Source organism: Bartonella sp. AP36NXGY, assembly GCF_042195865.1.
Lineage (GTDB): Bacteria > Pseudomonadota > Alphaproteobacteria > Rhizobiales > Rhizobiaceae > Bartonella.
In genome coordinates this window covers 71,053-87,917 of record NZ_JBHIPD010000004.1, presented here as the reverse complement: position 1 = coordinate 87,917, position 16,865 = coordinate 71,053, and the positions used below count along the sequence as shown (strand labels likewise).

Sequence of the window (16,865 nt, the reverse complement as noted above, 5' to 3'; positions counted from 1 at the left end):
GATGAAACACATCTGTAACATCTCATCGATCTTTTCTATATTCTTGAGTTAAAAATTGCCTGTAGATCATCCTCAAACAGATCTTTATGAATATAACATAAGGGATCGATGCGAATACCTATAAGAATCAGCAGGGACAAAGGCAGTTATGTTATTGTTTTACAAAGCATTCTATAAAAGCTGGTATATTTTTTCAATATATTGCCAGTTTATTAATGGTTTTATGATATTACTTTCTTATAAAGCGCGTGCTTTTTGTTGCTTATAAATCAACCTAAACTTTATACAGCAGTATGTTTGAGACAAATATGAAGACGGTTCAGTGCTGTATTCAGTTTTGTATGCCAAAGTAGAATAAGCTTATCTGCTTGTGTAATTTCTAAAATGAGGAGACAGCTTAATTTAGGGAGAATATGAAAGCATCAAATAAAAAATAGATTCTGTCTTTAGCATCATCTTTTAATTTAGTATTGCAATTTTCAAAAACATCTGAGCCAGTGTCTCTTACATAATGGCGATTAAGTATTGCCGAACACATTTTTTTACGTAATAGAATTGCATCTCTCATACAAAACAGAATACCTAAACAGAAGGCTATTGGGTTGCCAATTTACGCACTTTTTTTAAAAAATATCTTGCAAGGTTGTTCCAACTATTTTTTCACGCAGTCGTTTATAAGTAGTATAACATAAAATCCATTGTGTATCGCCATCTTTATGCTTATAAAAATGCAAGCTGGGGCCATTATCATACTCTCTTTCAGTCTCCAACATTGCAACAATTATTGTGTTGAGACTCTTCATAAGAGGCATTTTTTCTTCAAGTGGTTTTTATTCATACACTAATTCTACTTGCATGTTATAAATGAAGTTGGATAGATAAAAATACTTTAAGAAAGAGACACCAAATTCTTCTTATGAATCGTTTCAAGTGTCGAGAGTTATTGTAAAAAAAGCATTGAAAAATAGAATGCTACTGCTGACAGTTTGGGCACCATGAGGCAATAAATCCACTTACTTTATCTATCTTAGAATCTATAGAGTATAAATTTCTCTGTAAAAGTAACTTTATTTCATATCAATGTTATCAATTATAGCTGTTGGGGCATCATTAGTAACATAATCATAGACTTACGATTTTATGAACTCTTTTTTATCTCTTTTATAGAAGATCTTAATGTTTTGTGATAGCATCAATGATGGTATTCACATTATGTTCCATCATATCGAGATAAGTTGCTGCAGGGCCATTTTTGTTTGACAATGCATCAGAATAAAGTGTTCCACCAATTGTTAAGCCTGTTTCTTTTGCAATCTGTTTTATGAGACGGGGATTAGAGATATTTTCAACGAATAGGGCAGTTGCTTTATTCGCTTTAATTTGTTTTATAAGTTTAGCAACATCGGCTGCGGTTGCTTCAGTTTCTGTTGAAGCACTTTGAGGGGCAAGGATAGTAAAACCATATTCCTTGGCAAAATAGCCAAAGGCATCATGAGATGTGATAATGATACGTTTATCTTTAGGAATGGTAGCAATTTTTGTTTTCAGGGTATCTTGTGCTATTTTAAGTTTTTGGATGTAGGTTTCGGCATTTTTTTTGTAGCTGGTACAGGATTGTGGATCGATTTTACAAAAAGCAGCAGCGATATTCTTCACATAGATTTTGACATTGGGAATTGTTTGCCAAGCGTGTGGATCAATAACGCTGTGGTGGTGATGGGCATTATGTTCTTGATTTTTCATTTTGAGGGAGGGAATGTTAGCGCTAACTTCGACAAGAAGTGCTTTTGTACCACTTGCTGTAATGAGGCGATCAATAAATCCTTCTAAATGAAGCCCGTTGATGAAAATAATTTGAGCATTTCTAAGAGCCTGAGCATCATGGGGGGTAGGTTCATAAGTGTGAGTATTCGCATTGGGACCTACAAAAGTGGTCATAGAGATATGGTTGTCTCCTACATTTTTTACGAGATCTGCAAGAATAGAAAAGCTCGCAACAACTTTGATTTTATTGTGTGCAGAAGCAGAAAATGGAGAAAGGGCAAGCAATAAAGCTCCAAGAAGAACAAATTTTTGAGCAAACTTAGGCACATTTTTTTCCTTAAAGTGAGGAGGTATAAAAGAGGTGGGGAAACCATGTTACAATAAAGCCACGTGGACTTATCAAACAGGAAACAAGATAAATAAATCCTGCGGCAATGATGATAGCAGGGCCGGAGGGAAGTGAAAGATGAAAAGAAAGCAGGAGACCACATACGCTAGAAATGATTCCAAAAAGAGTGGAAAGCGCGCAAATAGGGCCTAGCCGTGAAAACCAAAAACGGGCTGTAATGGCTGGAATCATCATAATACCAACGGAAAGTAATGTTCCTAGTGATTGAAAGCCTCCAACCAGATTCAGCACCACAAGTCCAAGCAATGAAATATGAATATATTTACTCAATGGAGAGAGTGATTTAAAAAAGAGGGGGTCAAAGCTTTCTAAAACGAGTGCACGCCAAAAAATACAAAGGCTGCAGAGTGTAATCAGCATTATAGTAGTGATTAACCAAAGGGCTTGTGCATCAAGTGCAAGAACCGATCCGAATAAGAGATGAAGCAGCTCAATTGTTGAGTCTTTCAGTGAGATAATAATAACACCTGCCGCGAGTGCAATAAGATAAAAGACGGTCATGGATGCATCTTCTTTCTGAAAGCTGTTTCGTGAAATCAAAATGGTTGCTAAAGCAACAATAAGACCAGCGAAGATACCACCAAGTGTCATAGATATGAGGGAAAAGCCACAAATCAGAAAAGCAATTGCAACACCAGGAAGAATGGCATGAGAGATAGCATCTCCTGTCAAGCTCATTCCTCGGAGCATCAAAAACACACCAACAGGACAAGCGCTAATAGACAGAAAAATAGAACCGATAAGGGCGTTTTGCATAAATTGGAAATCAACAAAGGGGGCAAGAAAAAATGCATACACGTCTTATAACCTAAGAAAGAGAGGATCATTGATGAGAAGATTTTGTTTTTGTGCGCTAATAGGGAAAGAATTGGATGTGAGAGGTGGCATAACGTGATGAAGGGTGTTGTTTAAAAACTGTGTTGTTTCTCCATAAAAGGCGTTTTGTTGATCAATTTGAATCATTTGGGGGAAAAATTCTTGCACGATGAGAGGGTTATGGAGTGCGGTGAGAATTGTGCGTCCTTGCTGTTGCCAGTATGTGATCAGAGCAAGAAGGTCTTTTTGGGTATTATGATCTACACCATTGAAAGGTTCATCAAGTAAAATAATATTGGCATCTTGTACAATGATACGTGCAAAAAGAGCGCGTTGTAATTGCCCGCCTGATAATGTTTCAAGCGAACGGGGTGCGAGTTCTGTAAGCCCAACCATTTTAAGAGCATTTTGAATCTTAGAATCATAAGGGCGCTGATTCTTCCATAATCCACAAAAAGACCACAGTCCTGTTTTTACAAGCGTTTTCACATCAATTGGAAATGTTTGATCTATATTACATTGCTGAGCAAGATAAGCAATGCGGCTTTTTTTTGGTTTTGTAATTTTTCCTTTAAGAGGTTTAATCAATCCGGCGATGGCTTTTAGCAGTGTCGATTTTCCAGCGCCATTATCACCTGTTATTGCAACCAATGAACCAGCTTTTAACTTTGCTGAAAAGTTCTTTATTGCTATTCTATTCCTATAGCCTAATGTTGTTTTATTGAAGTGCAGATCCATATTTTTTACCATCGTTGCTTATTATTTTGGAAACTATGTAATAATATAACGTTTGTCAACAAAATGTTATATTATTACATAGTTTTGAGTACTGAAAATTTTAGTGGGAAGATCGTGGAAAATTAAAAATAATAATTGAATTCACCTTGACGAAAGAGAGAGAGTATATACTATATATAGTATCAAAATGATTGGTGATTCTAAATAAGCACAAGAGAGGGTGTTAGTGTGTTTCGTTTGGTATCTAAGTTATTTCCATTATTGTAAAGAGTTTATTGGCCAAAGGTATAGCAGTATTTTTACTGAAGGGTCTCTTTTGGAAGGATTTCCTTTCGTTTTTGTAATTGATTTTTGCCGTAAAAGAGCAAACAGAGCTCTTGAAAAACGGTAGTTTAGAACATTAGTTTTTTAGACAGCAGGAGGGAATTGTAATGCAAGCAAAAGATTGTTTTATAACTAGGGGGCTTTGCCATTTAAGTTGTAGAATAATCGCTTATTCTCATCATAGTTTTTGAAGTTATTTGATGAGGAATTCTGTTATGTTCAGGAAGCTGTGTATTATTTGAAAATAACCACATGTTTTGCGTACAATTTCTATTTTTTGTTATTCTTGAGTACCTATAAAATTATTAGATTGACCTTTCAGGGTTGATTGTTTGGAATTGTGAAAGTTGAAGAAAATGTCGATCACTATTTATAGCAAACCATCTTGTGTCCAATGTGATGCTACACGCCGCGCTTTTGATGCAAAAGGCATTCATTATCGTGTTGTTGATATTTCCTGTGATGAACAAGCATACAGTTTTGTTCAATCTCTGGGGTATCGTCAGGTTCCTGTCGTTGTTTGTGGTGAAAATCATTGGTCTGGTTTTAGACCAGATATGATTAGTGGTCTTTGTGCTTAATGGGGCTTATTGTTTATTATTCGAGTGCAACGGGTAATACAGAACATTTTGTCTCGCAGCTTGGGCAAAGACTCTTCAAAATTGATAAAAGAAAGCCTTCTGCATTGGTTGGTGAACCTTATGTATTGGTTGTTCCTACATATGCAGATGGTGAAGGAAGAGGGGCCGTGCCGAAAGCCGTTGTCCAGTTTCTTAATGAAGCTGAGAACCGAAAATTAATTTGTGGTGTTATTGGCGGTGGGAATCGTAATTTTGGTCGCTATTATAATCTAGCAAGTAAAATTATTGCTGAAAAATGTTGTGTACCTTGCCTTTATCGTTTTGAGCTGCGTGGAACTGATGAAGACGTTATTTATGTAAAAAAGGGATTGGAAAGATTTTGGAAACAATTGGTATAGGACAATCGCAGAAATCGGATCAGATTACTGATTATCATGCGTTGAATGCAATGCTTAATCTTTATGATGAAAATGGTCATATTCAATTTGATATGGATCGGCTTGCTGCGCGGCAATATTTTCTTCAGCATGTTAATCAAAATACAGTTTTTTTTCATAACCTGAAGGAAAAAGTAGATTACTTAATAGAGGAAGGTTATTATGAAAAAGCTTTATTTGAGCTTTATGATTTTTCTTTTATTAAAAAGCTTTTTAAACGTGCTTATGCATTTAAATTTCGTTTTCCTACCTTTTTAGGCGCATTTAAGTATTATACCAGCTATACACTGAAGACTTTTGATGGGAAACGTTATCTTGAACGTTATGAAGATCGCGTTTGTCTTGTAGCTTTATATTTGGCACAAGGGAATAAAGCTCTTGCTGAAAGTTTTGTGGATGAAATTATTACAGGACGTTTTCAACCGGCAACACCAACATTTTTAAATGCTGGGAAAAAACAACGAGGTGAATTGGTTTCGTGTTTTTTGCTACGTGTTGAAGATAATATGGAATCGATAGGTCGTTCGGTTAATTCGGCTTTGCAGCTTTCAAAACGTGGTGGAGGTGTGGCGCTTTGTTTAACGAATTTGCGGGAAGCAGGGGCGCCAATTAAGCAAATAGAAAATCAGTCCTCAGGTGTTTTACCGGTGATGAAACTCTTGGAAGATTCTTTTTCTTACGCCAATCAGCTTGGGGCACGACAGGGGGCTGGAGCTGTTTATTTGCATGCTCATCATTTAGATATTATGAAGTTTTTGGATACAAAGCGTGAAAATGCTGATGAAAAAGTTAGAATTAAAACGCTTTCGCTTGGTGTCGTTATTCCTGATATTACTTTTGAGCTTGCACGGAATAATGAGGATATGTATCTCTTCTCATCGTATGACATCGAGCGTGTGACAGGTAAGCCCTTTAGCGATATTTCTTTAACGGAGCATTATCGTTCTTTTGTTGATAATGCAAAGATTCGTAAAAAGAAAATAAGTGCACGCGTTTTTTTCCAGACATTAGCGGAAATTCAATTTGAGTCGGGTTATCCCTATATTTTATTTGAGGATACTGCTAATCGATCGAATCCGATAGCTGGGCGCATAAGTATGAGCAATTTATGTTCAGAAATTTTGCAGGTGAGTGAGGCGAGTGAACTGGAGACAGATTTAACTTATCGCACGATTGGAAGTGATATATCCTGTAATCTTGGATCCATGAATATTGCCAAAGCAATGGAAAGTCCTGATTTTGGACAGACCGTGGAATCTGCTGTTCGCGCTCTGACTGCTGTTTCGGATATGAGCAATATTGATTGTGTGCCTTCCATTGCGAAAGGCAATGCTGAAAGTCATGCGATTGGTTTGGGACAAATGAATTTGCATGGGTTTCTAGCGCGTGAGCAGATCTATTATGGGTCTCCAGAAGCGATTGATTTTACCAATATCTATTTTTATATTGTGACATATCACGCCATACGTGCTTCCAATTTAATTGCGCACGAACGTCAAGAAATGTTTGCAGGGTTTGAAAAATCAGCTTATGCAGATGGACGTTTTTTCGAGAAATATATTGAAAAAGAATGGAAACCGCAATTTGCGCTTGTGCAAGAGCTTTTTGCACGGAATAATATTGTTATTCCAGATCAAAAGGATTGGCAGGAACTCAAAAAATTAGTTATTGAGTACGGGCTTTATAATCGCAATCTACAGGCAGTTCCTCCCACGGGATCTATTTCCTATATTAATCATGCCACTTCCTCCATTCATCCGATTGCTTCAAAAATCGAAATTCGCAAAGAGGGAAAAATTGGGCGCGTTTATTATCCTGCTCCTTATATGGATAATACGAATTTGAATTTTTACCAAGATGCTTATGAGATTGGCCCTGAAAAAATTATAGATACCTATGCTGCGGCAACACAGCATGTTGATCAAGGTCTTTCATTAACATTATTTTTTCCTGATACGGCTACTACACGTGATATTAATCGCGCACAAATTTATGCCTGGAAAAAGGGGATAAAAAGTATTTACTATGTACGATTACGGCAAGTAGCATTGAGTGGAACAGAAGTAGATGGCTGTGTTTCGTGCAGTTTATAGGAGATCATCATATGACAAAGATTACAACCAAAAATCCTGTTGTGTGCGCTGTTAATTGGAATAGATTACATGATGAGAAAGATCTTGAAGTATGGAACCGCTTAACTGGGAATTTTTGGTTACCTGAGAAGGTTCCACTTTCCAATGACATTCCCTCATGGTCAAGCTTAACGGATGAAGAACGCAAGCTAACGATTCGTGTTTTTACAGGACTAACGCTTCTTGATACAATTCAAAACACTGTAGGAGCCATTTCGCTTCTGGCTGATGCGATAACAGAGCATGAGGAGGCAGTTTTGACGAATATTGCCTTCATGGAAGCGGTTCATGCACGTTCTTATTCCTCTATTTTTTCAACCCTTTGTTCGACGGTAGAAGTTGATGATGCGTTTAGATGGTCAGAAGAAAATATTCATTTGCAGAAAAAGGCTAGATTAGTACTTGAGCGTTATGAAGCAAATGATCCACTTAAGAAAAAAATTGCTTCGACTTTGCTGGAAAGCTTTTTATTTTATTCTGGTTTTTATTTGCCCATGTATTGGGCCAGTCGCGCTAAGTTGACCAATACAGCAGACCTCATTCGACTAATCATTCGTGATGAAGCAGTCCATGGTTATTATATAGGTTATAAATTCCAATTGGGCTTTGCAAAGCTTGATGAAGCCAAAAGACAAGAAATTAAAGATTTTGCTTTTAACCTGCTCTTTGATCTTTATAACATCGAGTGCAAATATACTGAAGATCTTTATGATGCGCTTGGATTGACAGAAGATGTTAAAATTTTTCTTCATTATAACGCTAACAAGGCTTTAATGAATTTAGGTTTTGAAGCTCTTTTCCCCCCTGAGGTTTGTCGTGTTAATCCCGCTATTTTGGCAGCTTTATCACCAAACTCTGACGAAAATCATGACTTTTTTTCAGGGGCAGGTTCTTCTTATGTCATTGGCAAGGCGGTTGCTACCACGGATGATGATTGGGAATTTTAATGTTTGCATGCAAATAGAAGTGCGCGGGGTATTCCACTGAGGTCTTTGCGCATTTCTAAACATTGGAAGCCATTTGTTTCAAACAAATTGCAAACTTCTTTTTCTTGAGAGTAACCAATTTCAACAGCGATAGTGCCGTTTTCTTTTAAGTAGTTGGCTGCTTCATGGGCGAGCTTTCGATAAAAATCAAGACCATCTTTTCCACCGACAAGAGCGCGCAATGGATCATGTAAGCGCACTTCTTTTGCAAGTTTTTTGATATCTTTTGCGGGGATATAAGGTGGATTGGAAACAATAAAATCAAAGCGATCTGTGACAGAATCAAACCAGTCGCTAAGAAGGGGTGTGAAGCGGTGTGCTACTTCAGCATTTTTTGCATTTTTTGTCGCTGTTTTAAGGGCATCTTCAGAAATATCGACAGCGACTGCATAGGATTGGGGAATTTGTTTAAGAATGGCAATGGCAATGGCGCCACTTCCTGTTCCCATATCAAGGAATGTTGTTCTTCTCGAATTTTCGATCTGTTTTTGGAGAAAAGGGAGAACAAGATCTATCAGCGTTTCTGTATCAGGGCGTGGTTCTAACGTCTCTTGAGATAATGTAAAAGATATACCATAAAATTCTCGTGCTCCTATAATACGGTAAACGGGTTCGCCTGCAATACGCCGTTGTAAAGCCTGTTCTATTTGTATAATATGCTCAGAAGATAGATGCATATCTGGTTTAGAAACTCTTTCAGCAGCATTTATTCCTGTTATCCATTCAATGAGTATTTTCGCATCGAGATTGGCTTCAGAAATTCCTTTCATGCGCAATTTTTCTTGAGTTTGTTGGATGACATTTTTGAAAGAATATTTGTTCAATTATTGTCCATTTCCATCAGGAGTGCTGTTTGGTGATCTGAGATGAGTGCATGAATAAGCTCATCAAGATCTCCCTCTAGAATGCGATCAAGCTTATACAAGGTTAGATTAATACGGTGATCCGTGACACGTCCTTGTGGAAAATTATAGGTACGAATACGTTCTGAGCGATCACCAGAACCAACTTGGCTTTTACGAGAAGCTGAACGTTCACTTTCCGCTTTTTGTCGTTCGATATCGAATAAGCGTGCCCGTAAAATTTGAAGGGCTCGTGCTCGGTTTTGATGTTGTGATTTTTCTGCTTGTACGACCATAATTCCTGTTGGAATATGCGTGATACGAACAGCTGAATCCGTTGTATTAACATGCTGTCCTCCTGCTCCAGATGCACGCATTGTGTCGATACGAATATCTTCAGGACGAATATCAATATCAATATCTTCAGCTTCTGGAAGCACAGCAACGGTAGCAGCAGATGTATGGATACGTCCACCTGTCTCTGTTTCAGGGATGCGTTGCACACGATGAACCCCTGATTCATATTTCAATTTAGAAAAGACACCTTTTCCTGAAATGGTAGCAATAATCTCTTTATATCCGCCAACTTCCCCCTCACTGAGTGAAATAACTTCTACTTTCCAATTGTGAGCATGGGCATAACGTTCATACATGCGGAAAAGATCACCGGAAAAAAGTGCTGCTTCTGAGCCACCCGTTCCTGCTCGAATTTCAACAATAGCGTTTTTTTCATCAGCAACATCTTTAGGTAAAAGCAGAATCTGGAGTTCTTTTTCAAATTGCTCTACTTTTTTATATAACGATGGTAGCTCTTCCTGGGCAAGATTACGCATCTCTATATCTGTTTGTTTATCGTTGATAATCGTTTCTAATTCTGTAATCTCTTCGTAAAGAGCATTTAATGCGCGTATAGAGGTAATAACGGGTTGTAGTTCTGCATATTCAGAAGCTAATTTGACATATGTTTCAGCATTTGGATTCGTCGTCATTTGGTTTTCAATTATTTCAAAGCGCTTTTCAAGCTGTCTCATACGATCTTGTGGCAAGGAAACCATGATAATATTGGCCTAATTTTTCATAATACAATTTTTATAATATTTTGTTGCAATGATTGTTTGTTATAATATTGGCAATGAATTACCGTATAGCATCATACAAAGAGGGGTAATAAAGCAATTCTTTTTTTTTGCCAATGAAAACTATTATATTTTAAAGGTAAATTTTTATAAAATTTGATTTGCCTGAGGTATTTTATCTAATGATATATGATCACTTTTTTAAGAGTTTTTTTTTCCGTAAAGTTCAAGGCGGTGATGAATAATATCATAGCCAAGGGATTTTGCAATTTCCTCTTGCAGCTTTTCAATAACATCAGAATGAAACTCGATAACTTGTCCTGTTTCTATATCAATTAGATGATCATGATGTTGCCCATCTGCTTGCTCAAAACGAGATGGACCACCACTAAAGCTATGGCGATGAATTGTTCCATTTCCTTCTAATATTTTCATGGTTCGATAAACAGTTGAGAGTGAAATATTCGAATCTATTTTGTTTGCACGCTGAAAAATTTCAAATGCATTAGGATGATCATTTGTATCAGTCAAAATATCAAGAATAACTCGTCGTTGACGTGTTACTCTTAAACCAGCTGTGCGCAATTCTTGCTCATAATTTCGCTTTTTATTCATTTGCATAGTTTGCTTTTCAAACAAAGGCTCCATGACAGTGTTTGTATTTTTTCTCTGAACCGCAAGGACAACGCTCATTACGTCCAACTTTTCCCCATGTGGTTATATCGTTAGGGTCACGATCTTGTGGATTAACAAATCTATTTTCTTGTGATCGTGCCCATAAGGTGGGAGCATTTTCTTGACTTTGATCATTAAAGACAGAAGAAGCAGCATCAGTTTGCTCAGGTATGGTCGGTTCTGTGGGGTGTTGAATGATTTCAAAGCGCATAAGCTTAGAAGTGACAATTCGGCGCAAATTTTTCAACATACTTTGAAAGAGTTCAAATGATTCTGTCTTATATTCATTGAGCGGATCCCGCTGCGCATAACCACGAAAACCAACAACAGAACGCAAATGGTCTAAACTCACCAGATGTTCACGCCATAACGTGTCAATAGTTTCGAGCAATACTGCTTTGTGAAAATAAGCCATAACTTCTGGAGAATATCGTTCAGTACGCTCATTTTCAAGTTTTGTAACAGCATTTGATACACGCTCTAGAATTTGCTCCTCGGCAATTCCATCTTCTTTTGCCCATTCTTCCACTGGAAGCTCAAGATTAAAGAGTTGTTGAAGCTCTTCTTCGAGAGTTTTTGCATCCCATTTTTCAGAATATGTCCCTGATGGAATATAAGCCTCTACGAGATCCTCTACGACTTCATTACGCATTTCAAGGATCATTTCTGATAAATCATCTGCATTCATGACCTCCATACGCTGTTCAAAAATAACCTTGCGTTGATCATTCATGACATCATCATATTTTAGCAGATTTTTACGAATTTCAAAGTTTCGTGCTTCGACCTTTTTTTGTGCTTTTTCAAGGGCTTTATTAATCCATGGATGGATAATAGCTTCATTTTCTTTCAATCCAAGTTTTTGCAGCATACCATCCATACGGTTAGAGCCAAAGATACGCATAAGATCATCTTGAAGAGAGAGAAAGAATTTTGAGCGACCAGGATCGCCTTGGCGACCAGAACGTCCACGAAGCTGGTTATCAATACGACGGCTTTCATGACGTTCAGTAGCGATAACGTAAAGCCCTCCAGCCGCTAAAGCTTTTTCTTTAAGCTTCTGAACATCTCTTTTTATTTCTTCAATTTTAGCTGTCCGCTCTGGACCTTCCGGGATATCCTGTAACTCTTGTCGGATGCGCATTTCAACATTACCACCAAGCTGTATATCCGTACCGCGTCCTGCCATGTTGGTTGCAATGGTGAGAGCTCTAGGAACTCCTGCTTGCGCAATGATATATGCTTCTTGTTCGTGATAGCGAGCATTTAAGACTCTAAAATCGGTAATGCCTTCTTTTCGCAAACGCTCTGCCAATTGTTCTGACTTTTCAATAGAGGTTGTTCCAACAAGAATAGGCTGTTCTTTTTCATGAGCTTGACGGATATCACGCACAATTGCCCGATATTTCTCTTCTGCTGTTCGATAAATCTCATCATCTTCATCAATACGTTGTATTGGCAAATTTGTAGGGACTTCGACAACGTCAAGACCATAAATATTTCTGAATTCTTCGGCTTCTGTTGTTGCAGTTCCAGTCATGCCAGATAATTTTCTATACATACGGAAGTAATTTTGGAAAGTGATGGAAGCAAGTGTCTGGTTTTCTGGTTGAATAGCAACATGCTCTTTAGCTTCTAACGCTTGATGAAGTCCTTCAGAATAACGCCGCCCAGGCATCATTCGCCCTGTAAATTCGTCAATAATAACGATTTCATCATTGCGAACAATATAATCTTTATCGCGAGCAAACAGTTTATGAGCTTTTAGAGCATTATTGACATGATGAACGATAGCGACATTTTCTATGTCATAAAGACTCTCACCTTTAAGATGCCCAGCTTGTTCGAGCATTTTTTCAATTTTTTCAGTACCAACTTCGGTAAAGGTCGTTGTTTTTTGTTTTTCGTCTATTTCATAGTCTTCTGGAGTTAAGGCAGGAATAAATGTATCAATAAGGTTATAGAAGTCAGTACGATCTTCTAGAGGACCAGAAATAATAAGGGGGGTACGGGCTTCATCAATAAGAATCGAATCAACTTCATCAACAATTGCGTAATGATGTCCACGTTGGACCATTTGACTATGATCGAAGGCCATATTATCACGCAAATAATCAAAACCTAGTTCATTATTTGTGGCATAGGTGATGTCGCATGCATAGGCCTCTCGACGGGCATCACTATCAAGATCATGAAGAATCACGCCTGTTGTAAGCCCTAGAAAATTAAAAATTTTCCCCATTGTTTCAGCATCACGACTGGCGAGATAATCGTTTACTGTCACAACATGAACGCCTTTACCTTCCAATGCATTGAGATAAATTGGTAGAGTTGCCATTAATGTTTTACCTTCACCAGTACGCATTTCAGCTATGCCGCAGTCGTGAAGGACCATTCCACCAATAAGTTGTACGTCAAAAGGACGCATGTCATAAACACGTTTTGCGGCTTCACGAACAGTCGCGAAAGCTTCTGGTAAGAGCAAATCAACACTCTCACCTTCACTAAGACGTTTACGAAAGGCATCTGTTTTTTGGCAAAGCTGCTCATCACTTAATTTTACGAATTGTTCTTCCAAAGCATTAATTTGTGCAACTTTTTGGCGGAGTGCTTTGAGATGTCGCTCATGAGCTGAACCAAAAAACTTACGGGCAAAAACACCTAAACTGACCATCTCTGGCCCTTTCTTTTAATTGTTGTCACTCTTGTTGGGTAATTCATACGCTCTCCCCATACTCTACATTTTCTTCAAATTATCTGATATCATTAGTGACATCATGAAATGCAGATGGTACCATTATACTTGCTGGTGTGCAATTTTTCACTCTAATTGTAAAGTAGAGATAAGAGGCTAAGCGCTTTATGTCAACTTTAAGTATGCTATTTAACTGATACAATACAAAGTAATTTAAGATACAATATGTCATTTTTCTCTATTATCATGTTTTTCATCTGCATTAGATAGGATTGGAGAAACTGAGATAAAAGGATAATTTTATACTTTTTTTAAAATAAAATTACTAATTTATTTCTCTATGTTTAAAGATTAAAGTGTTATGGTAAAGAAAATTGGAATCTTGAACCTGCCTTCATTTTTAAGGAGTATATTTATGAAATTTAACTTTATCACGCTTTTTTTAGCATCAACTTTATTGGCAAGTACAAGTTTAGGGGTGAGTGCTCAAGAAGGTTTGAATTCATCGTCGAGTGATTTAAAGACTTTAGAGAAAGCTTCTGAAAAAGCCGTTTCTCCTTCTCATGTTATGGCGGTTATTGATGGGAAAAATATTACAGCAGGCCAATTGGATGATTTAGCGCTTGAAATAAATCCTAATTTAGCACGTTTTCCTGATGAACAACGCCGTATGATGGTTCTAAAAGCTTATTTAGATATGCAGGCCCTCGCAAAAGCAGCAAGAAGCAAAGGTCTTGATAAGACAGAAGCTTACGATAAACGTATGGCAGTCATGCGTGACAATGTTCTTCAACAGCTTTATTTTAAACAGGCGATTGTTGATAAAATATCGGATACTGATTTGGAAGCTCTTTATAAGCAAGAAGTTGCTGCTTTACCTAAAGAGGATGAGGTTAAAGCGCGTCATATTTTGGTCAAAACGAGAAAAGAAGCAGAAGCTATCATTAAGCATTTAAATAAAGGCGAAAATTTTGAAGAGATTGCAAAGAAAAGTTCAACAGATGGTTCTGCTGCCGTTGGGGGTGATCTTGGTTATTTTAGCCATGGTCAAATGGTCAAGCCTTTTGAAGATGCCGCATTTGGTTTGAAAGTTGGCGAATACACAAAACAACCCGTTGAAAGTCCTTTTGGTTGGCATATTATTAAATTAGAAGATCGTCGTGTAAAACAACCGCCTGCATTTGATGATGTTAAAGAGATGTTGCGGACACAGCTAATAAAAAAGCGCTATCAAGAACTGATTGTTGATTTGCGTAGCAAGATAGATGTGAAATACCCTGATCCTAATGTTACAAAAATCATGGAATCGCTTCATCAAAATGGGACGCTACTTCCCGATGAGACATCTGATGAAGAAGATACGGAATAGCTAGGAAAAATAAGTAGATAGCCTCTTTAATAGATAATTTGCTAGGTTAGTTTTGTTCAAAAAGCCTAGCAGTTTTCTATGAGAGGTTATTGATCTGCAATCATTTCATTTTTTATAGAAGGCATATTGTGGTTTTGAAAATCTCTCCTTTGTCTCCTCAAAAGATCCAAGAGCTTTCTCCATTATCTGGTGTACGGATAGCAACAGCTGAAGCTGGGATTAAATATAAAGATCGTACAGATCTTCTTTTCATCATATTCGATAAGCCAGTGAGTGTGGCCGGTGTTTTTACTCGTTCAAAATGTCCATCTGCCCCTGTAGAGCATTGTCGTGCATCGCTTCCTCATGGGGTTGCGAGGGGTGTTGTTGTGAATTCTGGAAATGCAAATGCTTTTACAGGAAGCAAAGGAAAGCACACAACCGATGCAATTATTTGTGCAGCAGCGAACGCTTTAAAGGTTAGAGAAGATGAAATTTTTATAGCTTCTACGGGTGTTATTGGTGAGCCAATGGATGCATCGGGTATTGTCAATCTTTTACCAAGTATGACAGAGACAGCAGAAGAGGGAAATTGGTTGGAAGCTGCAAAAGCCATAATGACAACGGACACATTTCCAAAACTTGCGACGCGCACTTTTGACTGTGGGGGAGAGCGTGTTACCATTAATGGAATTGCAAAAGGTGCTGGTATGATTGCACCCGATATGGCGACAATGCTGTCATTTGTGGTTAGTGATGCTACCATTTCTTCGGATGCACTCCAATCCATGTTATCAGAGGCAGTTGAGGGTTCTTTCAATTCAATTACTGTTGATAGCGATACCTCAACTTCAGATACGCTTATGTTGTTTGCGACAGGAAAAGAACATTTTCCATGTCTTACAAGTAAATCTGATCCGCGTTATGGGGTTTTTGTGAAACAATTGAGTGCACTTCTGCATGAACTTGCACTACAAGTTGTTTGTGATGGTGAAGGTGCTCGTCATTTAATTGAGGTTAATGTGGTGGGTGCTACAACAAATAATGCAGCTAAAACTATTGCTTTATCAATTGCAAATTCACCGCTCGTAAAAACGGCTATTGCCGGTGAAGATGCGAATTGGGGGCGGGTCGTTATGGCAGTTGGGAAGGCCGGTGTTGAAGTCGATCGTGATCTATTGACGATTTGGTTTGGTGAGCATCGTGTGGCCGTGAATGGCGTACGAGATCCTGAGTATTGTGAAGAGACAATAGGTACTTATATGCAAGGTAAGCACATCACGATTCGTGTTGATATCGGTTTGGGTAAGAGTACGGCGACGGTTTGGTCTTGCGATTTAACAAAAGAGTACGTTATGATCAATAGCGATTACAGAAGTTAATGGATGCACTTTATATTTAACAGTTTATTATTTTTCAGAGCAAATGGGGTATGTGAGCTCTTTTAGGAGCAGAGGGGATATGATAGAAAAGTCAGTTATCTTTATGTTCCCTATTGGGGAGTGATATGTGTATGAAAAGTTTCATTCTTCTTGTTGTTGCATGTGCACTGTTAGATCAGAATAATCGTGTTTTGCTTACACAGCGTCCTGAAGGAAAATCATTGGCTGGTTTATGGGAGTTCCCTGGTGGCAAGGTTGAGCAAGGTGAAACTCCGGAAGCATCATTGATTCGTGAATTAGAGGAAGAGCTTGGTATTTATGTTCAACCAAATAATTTACACCCTTTAACATTTGCAAGTCATAGCTATAAAACATTTCATCTCTTAATGCCATTGTATCTTTGTGACCATTATGAGGGCGTTGCGCAAGGACGAGAGGGCCAAAATTTAGAATGGGTTTTTATTAATGATCTTGATAAATACCCTATGCCTGATGCTGATAAACCATTGGTTCAGGTATTGAAAAATCATCTTCTTTAATGTGTTATAAGAAGAAAATATAATTCAATATATTGATTTAAAATAATAATTTATATTTTTTATGTTGAATGGGAAAGTCCAGGGTCATAAAAATTTTCTCATTTCAAATCTGTTTTATGTT

At 37.7% G+C, this 16,865-nt stretch carries 15 protein-coding genes; 7 read left to right on the top strand and 8 right to left on the bottom strand.

Annotated features, from left to right (window positions below):
- Positions 1–623 precede the first annotated feature (623 nt).
- The 4 genes from ACFINX_RS03065 to ACFINX_RS03050 all read right to left on the bottom strand — a co-directional run bounded on the left by ACFINX_RS03065 (position 624) and on the right by ACFINX_RS03050 (position 3,727).
- The gene (locus tag ACFINX_RS03065; RefSeq protein ID WP_375668322.1) at positions 624–803 is read right to left on the bottom strand and encodes a DUF4102 domain-containing protein; all 180 of its coding nucleotides are present in this window, start codon (positions 801–803) and stop codon (positions 624–626) included.
- Positions 804–1,173: 370 nt separating this feature from the next.
- Positions 1,174–2,091, bottom strand: a complete 918-nt coding sequence (locus ACFINX_RS03060) for a metal ABC transporter solute-binding protein, Zn/Mn family (protein WP_375613291.1) — start codon at positions 2,089–2,091, stop codon at positions 1,174–1,176.
- Positions 2,092–2,101: 10 nt separating this feature from the next.
- Entirely contained in the window at positions 2,102–2,971 is an 870-nt protein-coding gene (locus ACFINX_RS03055; protein ID WP_375613292.1) for a metal ABC transporter permease, read from the bottom strand.
- Between the two features lie 3 nt (positions 2,972–2,974).
- Positions 2,975–3,727, bottom strand: a complete 753-nt coding sequence (locus ACFINX_RS03050; protein WP_375613293.1) for an ABC transporter ATP-binding protein — start codon at positions 3,725–3,727, stop codon at positions 2,975–2,977.
- A gap of 680 nt (positions 3,728–4,407) precedes the next feature.
- On the opposite strand from ACFINX_RS03050, the gene nrdH reads away from it, so the two are divergent.
- The 4 genes from nrdH to nrdF are packed head-to-tail and all read left to right on the top strand — an operon-like array spanning position 4,408 to position 8,148.
- Positions 4,408–4,632 carry a glutaredoxin-like protein NrdH gene (nrdH, locus tag ACFINX_RS03045; protein ID WP_005774163.1) on the top strand — a complete coding sequence of 75 codons (225 nt, stop codon included), beginning with the start codon at positions 4,408–4,410 and terminating at the stop codon, positions 4,630–4,632.
- A complete protein-coding gene (gene nrdI / locus ACFINX_RS03040) occupies positions 4,632–5,030 on the top strand; it encodes a class Ib ribonucleoside-diphosphate reductase assembly flavoprotein NrdI (protein ID WP_375613294.1) in 399 nt (132 codons plus the stop codon). The genes nrdH and nrdI overlap by 1 nt, the downstream gene beginning before the upstream one ends.
- On the top strand, positions 5,012–7,162 hold the full coding sequence (gene nrdE, locus ACFINX_RS03035) for a class 1b ribonucleoside-diphosphate reductase subunit alpha (protein WP_375638354.1): 2,151 nt from the start codon (positions 5,012–5,014) through the stop codon (positions 7,160–7,162). The genes nrdI and nrdE overlap by 19 nt, the downstream gene beginning before the upstream one ends.
- An 11-nt stretch (positions 7,163–7,173) precedes the next feature.
- Positions 7,174–8,148 carry a class 1b ribonucleoside-diphosphate reductase subunit beta gene (nrdF, locus tag ACFINX_RS03030; protein ID WP_273722534.1) on the top strand — a complete coding sequence of 325 codons (975 nt, stop codon included), beginning with the start codon at positions 7,174–7,176 and terminating at the stop codon, positions 8,146–8,148.
- Here nrdF and prmC read toward each other — a convergent pair.
- The 4 genes from prmC to secA form a co-directional block, all read right to left on the bottom strand.
- The gene (gene prmC, locus ACFINX_RS03025) at positions 8,145–9,011 is read right to left on the bottom strand and encodes a peptide chain release factor N(5)-glutamine methyltransferase (RefSeq protein ID WP_375613295.1); all 867 of its coding nucleotides are present in this window, start codon (positions 9,009–9,011) and stop codon (positions 8,145–8,147) included. The two genes, nrdF and prmC, sit on opposite strands and share 4 nt — an antisense overlap.
- The gene (gene prfA, locus ACFINX_RS03020; protein ID WP_375668321.1) at positions 9,008–10,084 is read right to left on the bottom strand and encodes a peptide chain release factor 1; all 1,077 of its coding nucleotides are present in this window, start codon (positions 10,082–10,084) and stop codon (positions 9,008–9,010) included. The genes prmC and prfA overlap by 4 nt, the downstream gene beginning before the upstream one ends.
- A 222-nt stretch (positions 10,085–10,306) precedes the next feature.
- On the bottom strand, positions 10,307–10,798 hold the full coding sequence (locus ACFINX_RS03015; RefSeq protein WP_375611830.1) for a Fur family transcriptional regulator: 492 nt from the start codon (positions 10,796–10,798) through the stop codon (positions 10,307–10,309).
- On the bottom strand, positions 10,737–13,454 hold the full coding sequence (gene secA, locus ACFINX_RS03010) for a preprotein translocase subunit SecA (protein ID WP_375668320.1): 2,718 nt from the start codon (positions 13,452–13,454) through the stop codon (positions 10,737–10,739). Before secA ends, ACFINX_RS03015 begins: the two co-directional genes overlap by 62 nt.
- Before the next feature lie 436 nt (positions 13,455–13,890).
- Between secA and ACFINX_RS03005 the strand changes: the two genes are divergently transcribed.
- The 3 genes from ACFINX_RS03005 to mutT all read left to right on the top strand — a co-directional run bounded on the left by ACFINX_RS03005 (position 13,891) and on the right by mutT (position 16,744).
- Positions 13,891–14,844 (top strand): peptidylprolyl isomerase, encoded by a 954-nt coding sequence (locus ACFINX_RS03005; RefSeq protein WP_375611828.1) that lies wholly within the window; start codon positions 13,891–13,893, stop codon positions 14,842–14,844.
- Positions 14,845–14,972: 128 nt separating this feature from the next.
- The gene (argJ, locus tag ACFINX_RS03000; RefSeq protein WP_375627653.1) at positions 14,973–16,205 is read left to right on the top strand and encodes a bifunctional glutamate N-acetyltransferase/amino-acid acetyltransferase ArgJ; all 1,233 of its coding nucleotides are present in this window, start codon (positions 14,973–14,975) and stop codon (positions 16,203–16,205) included.
- Between the two features lie 125 nt (positions 16,206–16,330).
- Positions 16,331–16,744 (top strand): 8-oxo-dGTP diphosphatase MutT, encoded by a 414-nt coding sequence (mutT, locus tag ACFINX_RS02995; RefSeq protein ID WP_375668319.1) that lies wholly within the window; start codon positions 16,331–16,333, stop codon positions 16,742–16,744.
- Positions 16,745–16,865 lie beyond the last annotated feature (121 nt).